The sequence below is a fragment of the Agromyces indicus genome (genome assembly GCF_031432295.1).
Lineage (GTDB): Bacteria > Actinomycetota > Actinomycetes > Actinomycetales > Microbacteriaceae > Agromyces > Agromyces indicus.
This window is the reverse complement of sequence record NZ_JAVKGS010000004.1, coordinates 93,250-112,596: the sequence shown is the minus strand read 5'-3', so window position 1 is coordinate 112,596 and position 19,347 is coordinate 93,250. Positions and strand designations below refer to the sequence as shown.

At 72.6% G+C, this 19,347-nt stretch carries 16 protein-coding genes; 9 read left to right on the top strand and 7 right to left on the bottom strand.

Translation table 11 applies throughout. The features are described 5' to 3' along the window. The first annotated feature begins 35 nt into the window (after positions 1-35). Positions 36-1,421 (top strand): adenylate/guanylate cyclase domain-containing protein, encoded by a 1,386-nt coding sequence (locus tag RH861_RS13830; protein WP_310521474.1) that lies wholly within the window; start codon positions 36-38, stop codon positions 1,419-1,421. Here the strand turns inward: RH861_RS13830 and RH861_RS13825 are convergent. The 5 genes from RH861_RS13825 to RH861_RS13805 are packed head-to-tail and all read right to left on the bottom strand — an operon-like array spanning position 1,412 to position 6,564. After that, positions 1,412-2,209 carry a FadR/GntR family transcriptional regulator gene (locus RH861_RS13825; protein WP_310521473.1) on the bottom strand — a complete coding sequence of 266 codons (798 nt, stop codon included), beginning with the start codon at positions 2,207-2,209 and terminating at the stop codon, positions 1,412-1,414. The two genes, RH861_RS13830 and RH861_RS13825, sit on opposite strands and share 10 nt — an antisense overlap. A 9-nt stretch (positions 2,210-2,218) precedes the next feature. Then, complete coding sequence (locus RH861_RS13820; protein WP_067945933.1) at positions 2,219-3,010, bottom strand: 3-oxoacyl-ACP reductase; 792 nt, start codon at positions 3,008-3,010, stop codon at positions 2,219-2,221. A 38-nt stretch (positions 3,011-3,048) separates the two neighbouring features. Next, positions 3,049-4,422 (bottom strand): aldehyde dehydrogenase family protein, encoded by a 1,374-nt coding sequence (locus RH861_RS13815; protein WP_310521472.1) that lies wholly within the window; start codon positions 4,420-4,422, stop codon positions 3,049-3,051. Next, complete coding sequence (locus RH861_RS13810; RefSeq protein WP_310521471.1) at positions 4,419-5,216, bottom strand: gamma-glutamyl-gamma-aminobutyrate hydrolase family protein; 798 nt, start codon at positions 5,214-5,216, stop codon at positions 4,419-4,421. Before RH861_RS13810 ends, RH861_RS13815 begins: the two co-directional genes overlap by 4 nt. Next, complete coding sequence (locus RH861_RS13805) at positions 5,197-6,564, bottom strand: glutamine synthetase family protein (protein WP_310521470.1); 1,368 nt, start codon at positions 6,562-6,564, stop codon at positions 5,197-5,199. Before RH861_RS13805 ends, RH861_RS13810 begins: the two co-directional genes overlap by 20 nt. A 223-nt stretch (positions 6,565-6,787) precedes the next feature. Between RH861_RS13805 and RH861_RS13800 the strand changes: the two genes are divergently transcribed. Next, the gene (locus tag RH861_RS13800; protein WP_310521469.1) at positions 6,788-8,383 is read left to right on the top strand and encodes an amino acid permease; all 1,596 of its coding nucleotides are present in this window, start codon (positions 6,788-6,790) and stop codon (positions 8,381-8,383) included. A gap of 146 nt (positions 8,384-8,529) precedes the next feature. Then, positions 8,530-10,062, top strand: coding sequence for an aspartate ammonia-lyase (locus RH861_RS13795; protein WP_082846943.1), 1,533 nt, complete (start codon positions 8,530-8,532; stop codon positions 10,060-10,062). Positions 10,063-10,127: 65 nt separating this feature from the next. Here the strand turns inward: RH861_RS13795 and RH861_RS13790 are convergent, their stop codons facing one another. After that, the gene (locus tag RH861_RS13790) at positions 10,128-11,003 is read right to left on the bottom strand and encodes a fumarylacetoacetate hydrolase family protein (RefSeq protein ID WP_310521468.1); all 876 of its coding nucleotides are present in this window, start codon (positions 11,001-11,003) and stop codon (positions 10,128-10,130) included. Between the two features lie 89 nt (positions 11,004-11,092). Beyond that, entirely contained in the window at positions 11,093-12,640 is a 1,548-nt protein-coding gene (locus RH861_RS13785) for an AlkA N-terminal domain-containing protein (protein WP_310521683.1), read from the bottom strand. A gap of 77 nt (positions 12,641-12,717) precedes the next feature. On the opposite strand from RH861_RS13785, the gene RH861_RS13780 reads away from it, so the two are divergent. From RH861_RS13780 to RH861_RS13755, 6 genes are all read left to right on the top strand, one after another. Then, on the top strand, positions 12,718-14,124 hold the full coding sequence (locus tag RH861_RS13780; protein WP_310521467.1) for an FAD-binding oxidoreductase: 1,407 nt from the start codon (positions 12,718-12,720) through the stop codon (positions 14,122-14,124). A 10-nt stretch (positions 14,125-14,134) separates the two neighbouring features. Beyond that, positions 14,135-15,280, top strand: a complete 1,146-nt coding sequence (locus RH861_RS13775) for a PrsW family intramembrane metalloprotease (RefSeq protein WP_310521466.1) — start codon at positions 14,135-14,137, stop codon at positions 15,278-15,280. An 82-nt stretch (positions 15,281-15,362) separates the two neighbouring features. Then, positions 15,363-16,658, top strand: coding sequence for a GAF domain-containing protein (locus RH861_RS13770; protein WP_310521465.1), 1,296 nt, complete (start codon positions 15,363-15,365; stop codon positions 16,656-16,658). A 121-nt stretch (positions 16,659-16,779) separates the two neighbouring features. Then, positions 16,780-18,303, top strand: coding sequence for an acetaldehyde dehydrogenase ExaC (gene exaC / locus RH861_RS13765; protein ID WP_310521464.1), 1,524 nt, complete (start codon positions 16,780-16,782; stop codon positions 18,301-18,303). A gap of 17 nt (positions 18,304-18,320) precedes the next feature. Next, positions 18,321-18,725 carry a DUF779 domain-containing protein gene (locus RH861_RS13760; RefSeq protein WP_157356735.1) on the top strand — a complete coding sequence of 135 codons (405 nt, stop codon included), beginning with the start codon at positions 18,321-18,323 and terminating at the stop codon, positions 18,723-18,725. Positions 18,726-18,894: 169 nt separating this feature from the next. Continuing rightward, positions 18,895-19,266, top strand: a complete 372-nt coding sequence (locus tag RH861_RS13755) for an FKBP-type peptidyl-prolyl cis-trans isomerase (protein ID WP_067946666.1) — start codon at positions 18,895-18,897, stop codon at positions 19,264-19,266. Positions 19,267-19,347 lie beyond the last annotated feature (81 nt).

Below are 19,347 nucleotides of genomic sequence, written 5' to 3'. Positions count from 1 at the left end.
CGGTGCGGGCGTAGTCTGGCGCTCGGAGGAGGACGATGCGCGAGCACGGGCGGCCGATCCGGGCGGCGCGACCCGACGAGCCCGGGTACGCGGCGACCGAGGACGGCTACGTCGCCTATCGCGTGTTCGGGCACGGCCCGCTCGACCTCCTCGTCATCGGCAACTGGGCGAGCAACATCGAGGTCATCACCGAGCACCCGTCGATGGCCCGCTACCTCGACCGGCTCTCCCGCTACGCGCGGGTCATCTGCTTCGACAAGCGCGGCGCCGGCCTCTCCGATCCGGTGCCCATGAACGCGCTGCCGACGCTCGAGCACTGGATGGACGACGCGCGCGCGGTGCTCGATGCCGTCGGCTCCGAGAGCGCCGCGCTCCTCGGCGACGCCGAGGGCGGCCCGATGGCGATGACGTTCGCGGCCACGTACCCGCAGCGCACGCGCGCCCTGGTGCTCGTCAACACGTTCGCTCGGATGCTCCGGGCCCCCGACTACCCGATCGGGATGCCCGAGGAGACCTCCGAGAAGCTGCTCGTCGAGTGGGAGCGGGGCTGGGGTCGTGGTGACGTCGTCCTGCCGCTCTCGGCCCCGGGCGTCGCCGACGACCCCCAGATGCAGCGCTGGGCCGGCCGCTACATGCGCCTGTCGGCGTCGCCGGCGACGGCGACGCGGATCTACCGCTGGGTCCTCCACCTCGACGTGCGGTCGGTGCTGCCGAGCATCAACGTCCCCACGCTCGTGCTGCACCGCGCGGACAACCGGCACTACCGGGTGGCGATGGGCAGGTACCTCGCCGAGCACATCCCGGGCGCGACGTACGCCGAGCTGCCGGGCGCCGACTGGTACCCGCCCTTCGTCGACGCGGATCCGGTGCTCGACCGCATCGGGGAGTTCCTCACCGGCGATCGCGCGGAGACCGTCGACGACCGGGTCCTCGCCACGGTGCTCTTCACCGATATCGTCGGCTCGACCGATGCGGCCGCCCGGCTCGGCGACCGCCGCTGGCTGGACCTGAAGGACGCGCACGACGCGCTCGTGCGCACGCAGCTCGAGCGGTATCGGGGAAGGGAGATCGGCACCACGGGCGACGGCTTCCTCGCGATCTTCGACGGGCCCGCGCGCGCCGTGCGCTGCGCATCGGAGATCGCGAGCGCGGTCCGGACGCTGGGCATCGACGTCCGCGCCGGGCTGCACAGCGGCGAGGTCGAACTGCACGACGGCGACGTCGCCGGCATCGCCGTCCACATCGCGGCGCGGGTCATGGCGCTGGCCGGGGCCGGTCGGGTGCTCGTCTCGGGGACGGTGAAGGACCTCGTGGTCGGATCGCCGATCCGGTTCGAGGACCGTGGCGAGCACGCCCTGAAGGGCGTGCCCGGCCGATGGCGCCTGTTCGAGGTCGCCGGCATCGACTCCGGTCAGCCGTAGAAGCCGCGGAGCAGCGCCTCGGTTCCCTCGAGGTGCTCGGCCATCGCGCGGGCCGCGTCGTCGCCCGAGCCGCGGAGGATCGCCTCGACGATGGCGCGATGCTGCTCGTCGGAGTGCGCGATGTTCGGCGAGAGCAGCGGGATGCCGTCGAGGAACGCGTTGACCCGCATGCGCACGTCCGCCATGAGCGGGATGACGCTCGTCGCCCCGAGCAGTTCGGCGATGAGGAGGTGGAATCGCGAGTCGGCCATCCGGTACTGCCCGGGCCCGGCGTCGTGGCAGTCCCGGTAGGCCTGCCACAGGCGTTCGCGGTCGGATGCCGCGAGCGGACGCTCGGCGGCCCGCCGCGCGGCCCCCACCTCGACGACCGCACGGAGGGCGAGGGTGTCCTCGAGCTCGGCGGCCAGCGCCTCCGGGTCGGTCGGCGGGGCGGGGGAGTGCGGCGTCGTGTGCGCGGGGAGCGGATCGGCGACGAACGTGCCCCCATAGCGCCCTCGCCGCGACACGACCCACCCCGCGTCGGCGAGCGATCCGATCGCGTCGCGCAGCGTGTCGCGGCTGACCTCGAGCGTGCCGGCGAGCTCGCGCTCGGGCGGGAGGCGCTCGCCGGGTGCGATGAGGCCGAGTCGGATCGACTGCAGCAGCCGCTGCACGGTCTCCTCGAACGCGTTCGCCGGCCGGGCGGGGGTGAGCAGCAGGTCGGCGCTCAGCAGCGAGGCGGGCTCGGGCGCGGGCGGACCGGCCGAGGCATCCGTCGCCGACGCCCCCTCGCCCGCACCCGTGGTCATGGTTCGAGCCTAGAGCGGCGTGACGTAGGCGGAGCTGATGCCGCCGTCGACCAGGAACGTCGAGCCGGTGATGAACGACGCGTCGTCGCTCGCGAGGAACGCCACGGCCGCCGCGAGCTCCTCGGGTTCGGCGAACCGGCCGACGGGCACGTGCACGAGCCGGCGCTGTGCGCGCTCGGGGTCCTTCGCGAAGAGCTCCTGCAGCAGGGGCGTGTTGACCGGCCCGGGGCAGAGCGCGTTCACGCGGATGCCCTGCCGGGCGAACTGCACGCCGAGTTCGCGGCTCATGGCGAGCACGCCGCCCTTCGAGGCGGTGTACGAGATCTGCGAGGTCGCCGAGCCGAGCACCGCGACGAAGGACGCGGTGTTGATGATCGACCCGCGACCCTGCGCGACCATGTGCCGGAGCGCGGCGCGCGAGCACAGGTAGACCGACTTCAGGTTGACGTCCTGCACCTTCTGCCAGGCCGGCAGTTCGGTGGTCTCGATCGAGTCGTCGTCGGGCGGTGAGATGCCGGCGTTGTTGAAGGCGACGTCGACCGAGCCGTAGACGCGGGCCGCCTCGTCGAACAGGTGGTCGACCTGCTCCTGGTCGGTCACGTCGACCTGCACGAACAGGCCGTCGACGACGGATGCCGCGGCCTCGCCGGCGGCGGCGTCCAGGTCGCCGATCACCACCTTCGCGCCCTCCGCGGCGAGGCGCTTCGCGGTCGCGAGTCCGATGCCGGAGGCGCCGCCGGTGATGACGGCCACGCGGCCCGCGAGCCGCTGGGTGAGGTCGATGCGGGTGAGGTCTGCCATGGTGCTCCTTGGGTTCAGGTTCCGGGCCGCGCGCCGTGCTACGCGACCACCGGCGGCTGGTCGACGGCGAAGAAGACGTTCTTGGTCTCGGTGAAGGCCAACGGGGCGTCGGGACCGAGCTCGCGTCCGAGGCCCGACTGCTTGAAGCCGCCGAACGGGGTCGCGTAGCGCACCGACGAGTGCGAGTTGACCGACAGGTTGCCCGACTCGATGGCCCGGGCGACGCGGATGCCGCGGCTGAGGTCGCGCGTCCACACCGACCCGGACAGGCCGTACTCGCTCGCGTTGGCGAACGAGATCGCGTCGGCCTCGTCATCGAACGGGAAGACCGAGACGACCGGTCCGAAGATCTCCTCGCGCGCGGCGCGCGAGTCGCGGGCGGGGGTCAGCACCGTCGGGGCGAACCAGAAGCCCGGGCCGTCGGGCGCGGTGCCGCGGAAGGCGACGTCCGCGTCATCCGGCACGAACGAGGCCACGCGGTCGAGGTGGGTGCGGGCGACGAGCGGGCCCATCTCGGTGGACTCGTCGGCGGGGTCGCCGACCTTCACGCCCTGCACGGCGGGCTCCAGCAGCTCCATGAAGCGGTCGTACACCGAGCGCTCGACGAGGATACGGCTGCGGGCGCAGCAGTCCTGTCCGGCGTTCTCGAACACGCCGTACGGCGCGGTCGCGGCGGCCTGCTCGAGGTCGGCGTCGGCGAAGACGAGGTTCGCGCTCTTGCCCCCGAGCTCGAGCGTGACGCGCTTCACCTGGTCGGCGCAGCCGGCCATGATGCGCTTGCCCACCTCGGTCGAGCCCGTGAACACCACCTTCCGCACGGTCTCGTTCGTGACGAACCGTTCGCCCACGACCGAGCCGCGCCCCGGGATGACGCGGAACAGCCCCTCGGGCAGGCCCGCCTCGAGGCCGAGCTCGGCGAGGCGGAGGCTCGTGAGCGGGGTCCACTCCGCGGGCTTCAGCACGACCGCGTTGCCCGCGGCGAGCGCCGGCGCGAATCCCCACGAGGCGATCGTCATGGGGAAGTTCCACGGCGTGATCACCCCGACGACGCCGAGCGGTTCGTGGAACGTCACGTCGAGCCCGCCGGCGACGGGGATCTGGCGGCCCGACATCCGCTCGGGTGCCGCGGCGTAGTACTCGAGCACGTCGCGCACGTGGCCGGCCTCCCACCTGGCCTGGCCGACGGGGTGGCCGGAGTTGCGGACCTCGAGCTCGGCGAGCTCGTCGATCGCGCCGTCGACGGCGTCGGCGAATCGGCGGAGCACCCGCGCCCGGTCGGCGGGCGCCGCGCGCGCCCACTCGCGCTGGGCGCGTGCGGCGTCGGCGATCGCGGCATCCGTCTCGTCGACCGTGGCCGCCTCGACGGTGGTCACGACGGTCTCGTCGGCGGGGTTGACGATGGTGTGGCTCACGCGGAGTCCCTCCTCGGGTCGGCTGCGGTCCGGGCGGCGCGGCGGGTTCGGGCGGCGTCGACGAGCCCGGCGAAGAGGCGGCGGTCGGCGGCGTTCTCCTCGGGGTGCCACTGCACGGCCACGCCGAACGCGGCGTCGTCGACCTCGACGGCCTCGATCACGCCCTCGGCCGTGCGTGCGGTGACGGTCAGGCCGTCGGCCACGCGGTCGATCGCCTGGTGGTGGTAGACGTGCACGTCGATCTCGCCGCGCGGCTCGTCGACCTCGCCGAGGATCGCGTCGAGCCGGCTGCCGCGCTCGACGGAGACCCGCTTGGCGCCGAACACGGCGGGCGCCGGCTGGTACTCCTCGTGGCCGACCACGTCGGGCAGATGTTGCACGAGCGTGCCGCCGAGGGCGACGTTCAGCATCTGCGCGCCGCGGCAGATCCCGAGGAAGGGCACGTCCTCGTCGATCGCCGCGGTGAGCAGCGCATCCTCCCAGGCGTCCCGATCGGTGCGGGGGGCGCCGGTGCGCTCGTGCGGAGCCTGTCCGTACCGTCGCGGGTCGACGTCGGCGCCGCCGGAGACGATGAGCCCGTCCACGCCCGCGAGCACCCGGCGCGCGATCTCCGGCGTGACCGGCTGGGGCGGCAGGAGCACGGCGATGCCGCCCGCGTCCGTCACCGCGTCGAGGTACACCTTCGGCAGGAACGACGCGGGCAGGTCCCAGACGCCCGTCTGCGACCGCTCGAGGTAGGTGGTCACCCCGATGACGGGTGCGCCGAGGTCGGACTCAGAAGCGCTCGAAGCCACGGACCCGCTCCCAGTCGGTCACGGCGGCGTCGTAGGCGGCGAGCTCGACGCGCGCGTTGTTGAGGTAGTGCTCGACGACCTCGTCGCCGAACGCGTCGCGTGCGATCGCCGACCCGGCGAACAGGTCGGCCGACTCGCGGAGGGTCGCGGGCACGCGCGCGACGTCGCTCTCGTACGCGTTGCCGACGAACACGTCGCCCGGGTCGAGCTCGTGGTCGATGCCGTGCAGGCCCGCGGCGATGAGGGCGGCGACGGCCAGGTACTGGTTGACGTCGCCGCCGGGGACCCGGTTCTCGACGCGCAGGCCGAGCCCGTGGCCGACGACGCGCAGCGCGCAGGTGCGGTTGTCGAGGCCCCAGGCGATCGCGGTCGGGGCGAAGCTGCCCGCGACGTAGCGCTTGTAGGAGTTGATGTTCGGCGCCGAGAAGAGGGTGAGTTCGCGCATCGCGGCGATCTGCCCGCCGAGGAAGTGCTTGAACATCGTCGACATGCCGCGCTCGTCGGCGGGGTCGGCGAACACGGCCTCGCCGGAGTCGCTCCGCAGCGAGATGTGGATGTGGCAGCTGTTGCCCTCGCGCTCGTTGAACTTGGCCATGAACGTGAGCGCCTTGCCGTGCCGGTCGGCGATCTCCTTCGCGCCGTTCTTGTAGATCGAGTGGTTGTCGCAGGTGCCGAGCGCGTCGGTGTAGCGGAAGGCGATCTCCTGCTGGCCGAGGTTGCACTCGCCCTTGACGCCCTCGCAGTACATGCCGGCGCCGTCCATGGAGTTCCGGATTTCGCGCAGCAGCGGCTCCATCCGGGTCGAGGCGAGCAGCGCGTAGTCGATGTTGTAGTCGCTCGCGGGCGTGAGGTCGCGGTAGCCCTTCCGCCAGGCGTCGCGGTACGAGTCGTCGAAGACGATGAACTCGAGTTCGGTGCCCACGTAGGCCGTGAGGCCGCGCTCGGCGAGCCGGTCGAGCTGGCGTTGCAGGATGCGGCGGGGCGACGCCTCCACGGGGCGGCCGTCGAGCCAGGTCAGGTCGGCCGTCACGAGCGCGCTCGCCTCGAGCCACGGGGCCATCCGGAGGGTCGAGAGGTCGGGGACGAGCGCCATGTCGCCGTAGCCGCGCTCCCAGCTGGACATCTCGTAGCCGTCGACGGTGTTCATCTCGACGTCGACGGCGAGCAGGTAGTTGCACGCCTCGGCGCCGTGCAGGGCGACCTCCTCGAGGAACAGCCGCGCGGAGACGCGCTTGCCCACGAGCCGGCCCTGCATGTCGGTGAACGCCACGATGACGGTGTCGACGTGGCCGTCGGCGACCGCGGAGCGGAGCCCGTCGAGGCTGAGGTATCCGGTGGGTGCCGCCATGTCGGGCGCCTCCTCGCGTCAAATGGTCGGGTTCGCCGCCCATTACATCACGCCGCGGCATCCGTGCCTAGGCGGCGGACGGGCCGCCTCGTCGGTCGGCGTCGACGGGCCACCCGAAAAAGGTCTGTACGAGCGACCATTGCCGCCCTATCATGTGGCGCACAGCATCGCACCCCGCGCCCGCCCCCGGAGGCCCGCGCGATGACGGACAGGAGAGCGCCACATGGCGAAAGACACCCTCAAGGTCTCGGGCGTGACCTACACGACCGCCGACCAGGGCTACTTCGAGAAACGCCGACTCACGCGAGCCGCGGGAGTCTGGGGCCTGTGGGGCCTCGCCGTCGCCGCGGTCATCTCCGGCGACTTCTCCGGATGGAACTTCGGCATCGACTTCGCGGGCTTCGGCGGCATGCTCATCGCGTTCGCGATCCTCGTGGTCATGTACTACGGCCTGATCTTCTCCATCGGCGAGATGGCGTCGGCGATGCCGCACACCGGCGGCGCCTACTCGTTCTCGCGCGCCGCGATGGGGCCGTGGGGCGGCTTCGTCACGGGCCTCGCGGAGACCATCGAGTACGTCGCGACCACCGCGGTGATCGTGTTCTTCTCGGCCTCCTACGCCGACGCGATCACGAGCGAGCTGCTCGGCTTCTCGATGCCGGGACCGGTCTGGTGGATCATCCTCTACGCCGTCTTCATCGGCATCAACGCGGCCGGGGCGAACATCTCGTTCAAGTTCGCCATCGTGGTCTCGATCATCTCCATCGGCATCCTGCTCGTCTTCTCGGTCATGGCGCTGTTCTCGGGCCAGTTCTCGTGGGACAACCTGTTCGACATCCAGCCCGACCCGGGCCAGAGCGCGTTCCTGCCGCACGGCGTGCTGCCGATCCTGTTCGCCCTGCCGTTCGCGATGTGGTTCTTCCTCGGCATCGAGGAGCTCCCGCTCGCCGCCGAGGAGTCGCACAACCCGGTCCGCGACATCCCGCGCGCCGGCATCATCGCGCGCGCCACCCTCATCGTCACCGGCCTCCTGGTGCTGTTCCTGAACACCGGGGTCGTCGGCGCCGAGGCGACCGGCAGCGCGGGCGAGCCGCTGCTCGACGGCTTCCGCGTCATCGTGGGCGACGGGCTCGCGGCGGTGCTCGCGCTGTTCGCGCTCATCGGCCTGCTCGCCTCGCTGCAGGGCATCATGTTCGCCTACGGGCGCAACATGTACTCGCTCTCCCGCGCGGGGTACTACCCGAAGTTCCTCTCGCTCACCGGCAAGCGGCAGACGCCGTGGGTCGCGCTCGTCGCAGGCGCCGTGATCGGCTTCGCGGCGCTCGTGGTCCTGGACCTGCTGGCGCGGGTCGACGAGGAGGGCGCGGGCGCGGTCGCCGGCGCGATCGTGCTGAACATCGCCGTGTGGGGCGCCGTGCTCGCCTACATCCTGCAGATGATCGCGTACGTGATCCTCCGCCGGAAGTACCCGAACGCCAAGCGCCCGTACCGCAGCCCGTGGGGCGTGCCGGGCGCGATCACCGCGGCGGCGATCTCGGGGCTCATCTTCCTCGGCTTCCTGCTGAACCCGACCTTCGTGCCCGCGATCATCGCCATCGCGATCGTGTACGCGGTCATGCTCATCGGCTTCGGCGTGTACGGACGCCACCGCCTCGTGCTCTCGCCCGAGGAGGAGTACGCCGTCTCCGGCGGCCTCCACGGCGACCCCCAGGCCGAGGGCTACGGCGGCCGGGTCGAGGAGGAGCTGCTCGCGATGGACGGCGTCGACGCGTCCGGCCGCGCGGCGGTCGACGAGCCGACGGGCGACCCGAAGGCCTGACGGACGGACCGGGCGGGCGGCGCACGAAAGCTGCGCCGCCCGCTCGGCCACGCACGGAAGCGCCGGGCCGCTGCGAACGACGCCGCAGGCCCCGCGAGTAGGCTCGAATCGACCCCGCGCGGCGATCCCGCGCACCCGAAGAGGCGATGGAGCCATACGTGTCGACGATCCGACCATCCCACCCGACCGCCGTGAGCGAATCCGCTGAGGATCCGGCGATCACCGCGAACCACCTGGGCCCGACCCGCACCGAGACCGACTCGCTCGGCTCGGTCGAGGTTCCGGCCGACGCGTACTGGGGCGTGCACACCATGCGCGCGCTCGAGAACTTCCCGATCTCCAAGCGACCCATCTCGGTCTACCCCGAGCTCGTGGTCGCCCTCGCGCAGGTCAAGCAGGCGGCCGCGCGCGCCAACAAGGAACTCGGCGCGCTCGAGCCGCAGAAGCAGGCCTGGATCGAGGAGGCCTGCCAGCGCATCATCGACGGCGAGTTCCACGACCAATTCGTGGTCGGCGTCATCCAGGGCGGCGCGGGCACGTCGACGAACATGAACGCGAACGAGGTCATCACCAACGTCGCGCTCGAGATCGCCGGCTACGGCAAGGCGCGCTACGACGTGCTCCACCCGATCGACGACGTCAACCGCAGCCAGTCGACGAACGACACGTACCCGACCGCGCTGAAGCTCGCGATGACCGCGTCGCTGACGACGATGCTCATCCAGCTCGACCAGCTGCGCATCTCGTTCGGCCGCAAGGGCCGGGAGTTCCACGAGGTGCTGAAGGTCGGCCGCACCCAGCTGCAGGACGCGGTCCCGATGACGCTCGGGCAGGAGTTCCACAGCTTCGCGACGACGCTCGGCGAGGACATCGCCCGCCTCCGCGAGACGATCAAGCTGCTCTCCGAGGTGAACCTCGGCGCCACGGCGATCGGCACCGGCATCACGGCCGACCCCGGCTACGCGGCATCCGTGGTGCGCCATCTCAGCGAGATCACCGGCCAGCACCTCGAGACCGCGCCCGACCTCGTCGAGGCGACGAGCGACACGGGCGTGTTCATGACCTTCTCGAGTGCGCTGAAGCGCAGCGCGATCAAGCTCTCGAAGATCTGCAACGACCTGCGCCTGCTCTCCTCCGGTCCGCAGGCGGGCCTGGCCGAGATCAACCTCCCGCCGAAGCAGGCGGGCTCCAGCATCATGCCCGGCAAGGTGAACCCGGTGATCCCCGAGGCCGTGAGCCAGGTCGCGTACGCGGTCGCGGGGGCGGATGTCACGGTCATGATGGCCGCCGAGAACGGCCAGCTGCAGCTGAACGCGTTCGAGCCGGTCATCGCGCACTCCCTGCTCCAGTCGATCACCTGGATGCGGCAGGCGTGCTGGACGCTGCGCGTGAACTGCGTCGACGGCATCACGGCGAACACGGAGCGGCTCGAGGCGCAGGTCGCCTCGAGCGTCGGCGTCATCACCGCCCTCATCCCGTTCATCGGCTACACCGAGGCGGCGAAGCTCGCCAAGCAGGCGCTCGCCACGGGGCGCCCGGTGGCCGACCTCGTCGTGGAGGCCGGCCTCATGACCCGCGAGGACGTCACGCGGCAGCTCTCGCCGTCGCGACTGTCCGGCGTGCACCCGATCACCGAGGCGATCCCGGCGATCGAGCGCAAGGGCGAGCCGAGCGACTGACTCCGCGGCGACGGCGAGGGGGCGGATGCCGCGGCATCCGCCCCCTCGTCGCTGCGGGCGGCGCGTCAGACCACGCGGCAGTGCGTGGTGAGCGAGCCGATGCCCTCGATGCTGACGGTGACGGTGGAGCCGTCCTTCAGGAACACCTGCGGGTTGCGGCTGTAGCCGGCGCCGCCGGGGCTGCCCGTCGAGATGAGGGTGCCGGGCGGCAGCGTCGCGGTCTTCGACAGGTACGAGATGATCTCGGCCACGCTGCGCACCATCTCGTTCGTCGACGCGTCCTGGAGGATGTGCCCGTCGAGGTTCGTGGTGAGCCAGAGGTCCTGCGGGTCGGCGATCTCGTCGGCGGTGACGACGACCGGGCCGGTGGGGGTGAAGCCGTCGAACGACTTGCAGCGCGACCACTGGGCCTCGCTGAACTGGATGTCGCGTGCGGTGATGTCGTTGACGACCGTGTAGCCCCAGACGTGGTCGAGGGCGTCGACGGGGGAGACGTCCTTCGCGGCGGTGCCGATGATGACGCCGAGCTCAGCCTCGTAATCGACCTGGGTCGCGACGTCGCCGGCCCACTCGGTGGTCTGGCCGTGCCCGGTCAGCGAGTTGGGCCACAGCGAGAAGATGGTCATCGCGGATTCGGAGCGCAGCTTCAGCTCCGAGGCGTGCGCGGCGTAGTTCGCGCCGATCGCGAGCACCTGGGCGGGGCGGAGCACCGCGGAGGAGTGCCGGAGCTCGGCGACGGGGGTGGTGGGCGCCCCGCGGTCGACGGCCGTGGCGACCGCGGCGCGCACCTCGTCGAGGGCGTCGGGGCCGCGCTCGATCAGGTCCTGCAGGTCGCGCGGGGCGTCGGTGAGGAGGTCGTCGAGGAAAAGCGCGTCGTCGCCGATCACCGTCGCGAGTCGGGGGGTGGGCTGGCCGTCGACTCGGAGGTGCGCGAACTTCACCATCCCAGACTATCCACCGGTCCAGCCGGGCGGCTGTGCGAGATGTACAACGACCGGGCTCCGATGCTCCGCGACGTCGACAAGGCGGGTCAGGCGGATGCCGCGCGCCACAGGTGCATCGATGCGTAGCTGCGCCACGGCGCCCACGCCGCCCCGCGTTCCGCGAGCCCGCGCTGGTCGGCGGGCAGGCCGAGGCGCGCAGCGCCGTTGCGGAGCGCCAGGTCGGACACGAGGAGCTCGTCGGGCTCGCGGGTGACTCGCATGGCGAGGTAGCCGGCGGTCCACGGGCCGATCCCCGGCACGGCGAGCAGGTCGGCACGGAGCTCGTGGCGCTCGCGCTCGGGGGCGACCACGAGGTCGCCGGAGGCCAGGCGCGCGCACACGTCCACGATCGTCCGGATGCGGGCAGCCGGTCCCCGCAGGACCGAGGCGCCCTCGGCGGCGATCGCGGCCGGCGTGGGGAAGAGCCGCCGGGGTCCGTCGGCGTCGATCGGCGCCGGACCCGGTCGGCCGGTGGTGCCCAGCGGTTCGCCGAGGGCCGCGGCGAGCCGCCCGAGGGCGGTGCGCGCGGAGGCCACCGAGACCTGCTGGCCCACGAGTGCGCGCACGACGAGCTCGTGCGCGTCGAGCGCGCCGGGCATGCGGATCCCCGGCACCGCTGCGACCGACGGGGCGAGCGCGGGGTCGGCCGAGAGCGCCTCGTCGATCGCGACGGCGTCGGCGTCGAGGTCGAACAGGCGCCGTACCCGGGCGACGAGCGGCGCGAGGTCGGCGAGCGCCGTGAGCCGCGCCTCGACCTCGACGCCCGCGCCGCGCGCCGCGGCGTGGAGGCGGACGGAGGCGGGACCGGAGGGCAGCGCCAGCGTGCGCTCGAAGCGGTCGGGGCCGGCGACCTCCACGCCGTCGACGGCTCGGGCCGCGAGCCAGGCGAAGACGCCCGCCGCGTCGAACGGCGGACGCGCGGGCAGGTGCAGGCGCACGACGCCGGCGTCGGCCGCGGCGACGGCCGTCGTTGCATCCGCTGCCCGCGCGCCCGCCGCGCGGAGCTCGAGCGGGCTGCGCTCGTACACCGCGCGGATCGTGTCGTTGAACTGGCGGATGCTGCCGAAGCCCGAGGCGAACGCGACGTCGGCGACGGGCATCGCGGTCGACACGAGCAGGGTGCGCGCCGTCTGCGCGCGGTGGGCGCGGGCGAGCGCGAGCGGCCCGGCTCCGAGTTCGGCGGACAGGACCCGGGTCAGGTGCCGTGGCGTGTACCCGAGCCGGGCGGCGAGGCCCGGGACGCCGTCGCGCTCGACGACGCCGTCGGCGATGAGGCGCATGGCCCGCGCGGCGAGGTCGTCGTCGAGATCCCACTCGGGCGAGCCCGGCACGGCATCGGGGAGGCAGCGCTTGCACGCGCGGAGTCCCGCCTCGTGGGCGGCGGCCGCCGTGCGGTAGAAGGTCACGTTCGCGGGTTTCGGCGGCACGGCCGGGCAGCTCGGCCGGCAGTAGATGCCCGTGGAGTGGACGCCCGTGATGAACTGCCCGTCGAACCTCGCGTCGCGCGCGAGCATGGCGCGGTAGCGCTCGGCGAACGCCGGGTCGCCGAGCGGGTCGGCGTCGCGGGGCCGAACGGGGGCGGCGGTCGGGGTCATCACCCCTCAAGGTTCGCACGCCGCGCCGACGCCGGATAGCGGAAATCGGACATGGCTGCGCTGGGTACGCTGACGGCATGCACGACGACGTCCTCACCCGCCTCACCGCCGCGCTCGGCGACGCCGTGGTCACCAGCGGCCCCGCCCTCGACGCCGTCCGGGAGGACCGCTCCGGCTGGGTGAGCGAGCACCCGGCGCTCGCCGTCGTGCACGCGGCATCCGTCGACGACGTGCAGCAGGTGCTGCGGCTGGCCAACGAGACGCGCACCCCCGTGGTGCCGCGCGGGGCGGGCACCGGCCTCGCCGGCGGGGCCCTCGCGAGCCGCGGCGCGATCGTCCTCGACCTCACGCGGATGAACCGGATCCTCGAGCTCGACGACGTCGACGAGCTCGCCGTCGTCGAGGCGGGCGTGCTGAACGGCGACCTCGACCGTGCCGCGCGGGAGCGCGGCCTCTGGTACGCGCCCGACCCCGCGAGCCGCGCCATCTCGTCGATCGGCGGCAACATCGCCACGAACGCGGGCGGGCTGCTCTGCGCGAAGTACGGCGTGACGCGCGAGAGCGTGCTCGGTCTCGCGGTGGTCCTCGCGGACGGCACGCTGCTGCGTACGGGCCACCGCACCGTCAAGGGCGTCACGGGCTACGACCTCACCGCCCTGCTCACCGGCTCCGAGGGCACCCTCGGCGTGATCGTCGAGGCCACCGTGCGCCTCCGCCCCGTCGTGGCGGGCGAGACCCACACCGTGGCCGCCGCGTTCCCCGACGTCGAGGCGGCCGGCGTCGCCGCCGCGGGCGTCGCCGCCGCACGGATCCGCCCCGCCCTGCTCGAGCTCATCGACGCCGTGGGCCTCGGGCGCGTCGCCGAGTTCCTCGGGCCCGACGAGCTCGCGGGCACGCCGATCGCCGACCTCGCACCGGGGGAGACGTTCCTGCTCGCCCAGACGGATGCGGGCGACGCCGCCGCCGAGGCCGACGTGATCGCCCGCGTGTTCGCCGAGGCCGGCGGTCGCGTGACCCGCTCGACGGATGCCGCGACCGGCGAACGGCTCCTCGGCATCCGGCGGGCCATGCACCCGGCGCTCGCCTCGCGCGGCAAGGTGCTCATCGAGGACGTCGCCGTGCCGCGCTCGCGCCTGCCGCAGATGTTCCGCGCGATCGCCGAGATCGGTGAGCGCTACGGCGTCGAGATCCCCACCCTGGCCCACGCGGGCGACGGCAACCTGCACCCGAACTTCGTCTTCGAGGGCGACGACGTGCCCGACCACGTGTGGGCCGCGGCCGACGAGATGTTCCGTGCGGCCGTGCGGCTCGGCGGCACCCTCACTGGCGAGCACGGCGTCGGCCTGCTGAAGCGGCGCTGGCTGGCCGAGGAGCTCGGCGACGCGTCGGTCGAGCTCCAGCGCCGGATCAAGCAGGTGTTCGACCCGGCCGGCCTCCTGAACCCGGGCGTGATGTTCGAGCCCGCACCGGGCACCGCTCGGTAGGCTGCACCGCGTGAGCTTCACGCCGACGCCAGCGCCCGGACCCCAACCGCACCTGCACGTCTGGCCGGCCGCGGCACCGCCCCGGCGGGGCGCGGGCGCCGGCATCGTGGTGCTGAGCGCCGTCGCGGTGCTCGCGGGCCTGCTCGTCTTCGCCTACCTCGCGATCTCGTTCGGCATCTCGGTGCTCGTGGTGGGCACGCTCGTCGCGCTCGTGCCGCTCGCGATCGTGCTCCTCGCGGTCCGGTGGATCGACCGCTGGGAGCCCGAACCGCGGTGGGCGCTGTGGTTCGCCTTCCTCTGGGGCGCGGCCGTCTCGGTCGCGATCGCGCTCATCGTCGACCTCGGCGTGCAGCTCTTCGTGGCGGTGACGAGCCCCGCCGGGGCCGATGCGACCATGCAGGCGGTCGTGCAGGCGCCGATCGTCGAGGAACTCGCGAAGGGCGTGGGCGTCCTGCTCATCTACGCGTTCTCGAAGTCCCACTTCGACGGGCCGGTCGACGGCCTGGTCTACGCCGCGACCGTCGCGGCGGGCTTCGCCTTCACCGAGAACATCCTCTACTTCGGCGCGGCGCTCATCGAGGGCGGCGCGGGCGAGCTCGGGGCGACCTTCGTCGTCCGCGGCATCTTCTCCCCGTTCGCGCACGTGCTCTTCACGGCCTGCACGGGCATCGCGATCGGCATCGCCGCCCGCCGCGGCGGCGCGGGGGTCATCGGATGGTTCCTGCTCGGCCTGGTCGCCGCGATCCTGCTCCACGCGTTCTGGAACGGCTCGCTCGCGTTCGCCGACGCCCTGGCGCTCTACTTCACCGTGCAGGTCCCGATCTTCATCGGCGCGATCGTCGTGACGATCCTGCTGCGCCGGGAGGAGCAGCGCGTCACCCGGACCCGCCTCGCCGAGTACGCGGCCGCCGGCTGGTTCAGCCCCGACGAGGTCTCCGGCCTCTCGACGCCGTCCGGCCGACGGGCCGCGCTCGCGTGGGCCCGCGCGCAGCATCCGCCGCGCACCGCGCAGGTGCAGCGGTTCATCGCGGATGCCACGCGGCTGGCGTTCACGCGTCAGGCCCTCGTCACCGGGCGCGGCGACGTGCGCCGGCTCGAGGATGAGCGCGTGCTGCTCGACGCCGTCACCCGCGGACGCGCCGCCATCTCGGCCTGACCGTCCCGTCGGCGACCGGCCGACGCCCGGGCGGGGAGGTCTATGCTGTCCGCATCCGGAATCGACGGCGATCGGAGTCGGCGTGCGCAGTCCAGGCCACGACCCGCGGGAGCGCGACGCGCGCGACCTGCGCGATCGGCTGCTGCGCGCGCAGGAGGACGCCATCGCGACCGGCGTCGTGCCGCTCAGCCTCCGGCCCGTCGTGCGCGACTCGTGGGAGCGCGCCATCCGCGGCGCCATCGACCCCGACCGGGCGCTGCCGACCATCGACCTCGACGACGATGCCTTCCGCGCGTACCGCGCCGGCCACGCCCTCGCGCCGGTCATGCCGGTGATCCGCAGGCTGCTCGTCGAGGGGGCGGATGATGCGGGGCTCGTCGTCGCCGTCGGCGACGCCCAAGGGCGGCTGCTCTGGGTGGAGGGCGACCCGCACCTGCGTCGCCGCGCCGAGGACATGCTGTTCGTCGCCGGCGCGGACTGGTCGGAGTCGAGCGTCGGCACGAGCGCCCCGGGCACCGCCCTGCAGCTGGATCGCCCGGTCCAGATCCGCGGTGCCGAGCACTACAACCGGATCGTGCACCCGTGGAGCTGCACCGCCGCGCCCGTGCACGACCCCGCGACGGGCGCGCTGCTCGGCGTGATCGACATCACGGGCACCGACCTCGCGGTCGCCCCGCACGCGCTCTCGCTCGTCTCGGCGACCGTCGCGGCGGTCGAGGCCGAACTGCGCATCGCGAACCTCGAGACGGCCGTGCACGCCACCATCCGCCGTTCGCGCCTGCGGGCCGTCCCCGCGCCCTCGCGCACCGCGCTCACGGTGCTCGGCGAGCGGCGCCCGCGGCTCGGCGACGTCGAGCTCAGCCCGCGGCACGCGGAGATCCTCACCCTGCTCGCGTGGCATCCGAGGGGGCTCGGCGCCGAGCGGCTCGCCGCGCTCGTGTACGAGGGCGACCCCTCGCCGGTCACGCTGCGCGCCGAGATCGCCCGCCTGCGCCGCGTGCTCGAGGCGGCGGGGGAGCCGCCGCTCGAGTCGCGCCCGTACCGCCTCGGCCGCGAGCTCGACCTCGACGCCGCCCGCGTGGGGAAGCTCGTCGGGCAGGGGGCGCTCCGCAAGGCGCTCGAGCACTACGCCGGTCCGGTGCTTCCCGCATCCGCCGCGCCCGGCATCGTGGAGCTGCGCGACGAGCTCGCGGGCCGCCTCCGCGAGTCGATGCTCGCGGACGCCGCACCCGACCTGCTGCTCGCCTTCGCGGAGCGCGACGAGCACCGCTACGACGCCGCGCTCTGGCGCGCGCTGCTCCAGGTCCTGCCGGCGCGCTCCCCGCGTCGCGCGTCGGTGGTCGCGCACCTCGAGCGCATCGAGTCCGCGCTGCGCTGACCGCGCTGCGCTGACTGCAACGGGGTTGCAACCCGAGGGCAACCGGTCCGCAACGCCCGCGCGCCTACCGTGGCGTCCGCCCCGCTCCGAGGGCATGACGACGACGTCACGAGGAGACACGATGACCGTGTACGCCGCGCCCGGCACCGCCGGCGCACTGATCGAGTTCAAGCCGCGATACGAGCACTTCATCGGCGGCGAGTGGGTGAAGCCCGTCGAGGGCGCCTACTTCGAGGACATCTCGCCCGTGAACGGCAAGCCGTTCGCCGAGGTCGCCCGCGGCACCGCGGCCGACATCGAGGCCGCGCTCGACGCCGCGCACCGCGCTGCGCCGGCATGGGGCCGGACGAGCGCCGCGCACCGCGCCGGCATCCTGAACGCCATCGCCGATCGCATCGACGCCAACCTCGAGCGGCTCGCGGTGGCTGAGACGTGGGACAACGGCAAGTCGATCCGCGAGCCCCTGAACGCCGACCTGCCGCTCGCGAGCGACCACTTCCGCTACTTCGCGAGCCTCATCCGCGCGCAGGAGGGCAGCTTCACCCAGCTCGACGAGGACACCGTCGCGTACCACTTCGACGAGCCGCTCGGCGTGGTCGGCCAGATCATCCCCTGGAACTTCCCGCTGCTCATGGCCGTGTGGAAGCTCGCGCCGGCGCTCGCCGCGGGCAACGCCGTCGTGCTCAAGCCCGCCGAGCAGACGCCGGTGTCGATCCTCGTGCTCATGGAACTCATCGCCGACCTGCTGCCGCCGGGTGTCGTCAACGTCGTCAACGGCTTCGGCGTCGAGGCGGGCAAGCCGCTCGCGTCATCGAACCGGATCCGGAAGATCGCGTTCACCGGCGAGACCACGACGGGCCGGCTGATCCTGCAGTACGCGTCGAACAACATCATCCCGTCGACCGTCGAACTCGGCGGCAAGAGCCCGAACATCGTGTTCGAGTCCGTCGCGGACCGTCGCGACTCGTTCTACGACAAGGCGCTCGAGGGCTTCAGCCTCTTCGCGTTCAACCAGGGCGAGGTGTGCACCTGCCCGAGCCGCTCGCTCATCCAGCGCTCGATCTACGACACGTTCCTCGACGACGCGATCGAGCGGACGAAGCAGGCCCGCCAGGGCAACCCGCTCGACACCGAGACGCAGGTGGGCGCGCAGGCCTCGCACGACCAGCTGCAGAAGATCCTCGGCTACATCGACATCGGCAAGCAGGAGGGCGCGAGGCTGCTGCTCGGCGGCGAGCGCGTCGACCTCGGGGGCGACCTCAGCGAGGGCTACTACGTCGCCCCGACGATCTTCGAGGGCGAGAACCGCATGCGGCTCTTCCAGGAGGAGATCTTCGGGCCGGTCGTCGCGGTCACGAGCTTCCGCAACTACGACGACGCGATCCGGATCGCCAACGACACCCTGTACGGGCTCGGCGCCGGCGTGTGGAGCCGCAACGGCAACGAGGCGTACCGGGCGGGTCGCGACATCCAGGCCGGTCGGGTGTGGGTGAACAACTACCACGCCTACCCGGCGGGGGCCGCGTTCGGCGGCTACAAGTCCTCCGGCATCGGCCGCGAGAACAACAAGCAGGCGCTCGCGCACTACCAGCAGACGAAGAACCTGCTCGTCAGCTACAGCGAGAACCCGCTCGGGTTCTTCTGATCCGGATGCCACGAGCCATGTCGATCGACGAACTCGCGGGCCGCGTGGTCGCGTCCGTGACGATCGAGGGCGACGTCTCGCCGCGGGTGGAGCTCACGCCCGCGGCGAGCGTCCTGCTCGCGACGCTCTGGGCCGCGCACGGCCCGCTCATGTTCCACCAGTCCGGCGGATGCTGCGACGGCAGCGCCCCGATGTGCTACCCGGCGGGCGAGTTCGCGACGAGCGCCGCCGATGTGCTGCTCGGGGAACTCGATCTCGGATCCGGCCGGGTCGTGCCGTTCTGGATGTCGGCCGAGCAGTTCACGTACTGGCGGCATACGCACCTGACGGTCGACGTCGTTCCCGGCCGGGGGAGCGGCTTCTCGCTCGAGGCGCCCGAGGGGGTGCGGTTCCTCATCCGCTCGCGCCTCATGGAGGAGTGATCCGGGAACGGAAGAACTCGTCGCCCTGTGGATGTGGCAATGCCGACATCTCGACGGGGCGACGAGTCCTTGAGGGCTTCAGACTGCAAGATGTTCGCCCGTGGCGCAAGACCCCCGCGGACGGGCGTCCCGGATTGCCCCGGCCCGCGGCATCCGTTTTGATGGGGGGATGACTGATACGAACAGCAAGCCCGAGGTCGACGCTCCCCAGGGCCCGGCCCCCGAGGACCTGGTCATCGAGGACATCGTCGTGGGCGACGGCCCCGAGGCGGCGCCCGGCTCGACGGTCGACGTGCACTACCTGGGCGTCGAGTACGACTCGGGCGAGGAGTTCGACTCCTCGTGGAGCCGCGGGCAGTCCATCAACTTCCCCCTCCAGGCGCTCATCGCCGGCTGGCAGGAGGGCATCCCCGGCATGAAGGTCGGCGGACGCCGCCAGCTCATCGTGCCGCCGCAGAAGGCCTACGGTCCCGCCGGCGGTGGGCACCAGCTCTCCGGCAAGACCCTCATCTTCGTGATCGACCTGCTCGGCGTCAGCTGAGCCGACGACCACGGCGTTCACGGCCGGCGGACCCTCGGGTCCGCCGGCCTTCGTCATGTTCGGCGAAGTTTTTCCATGCAG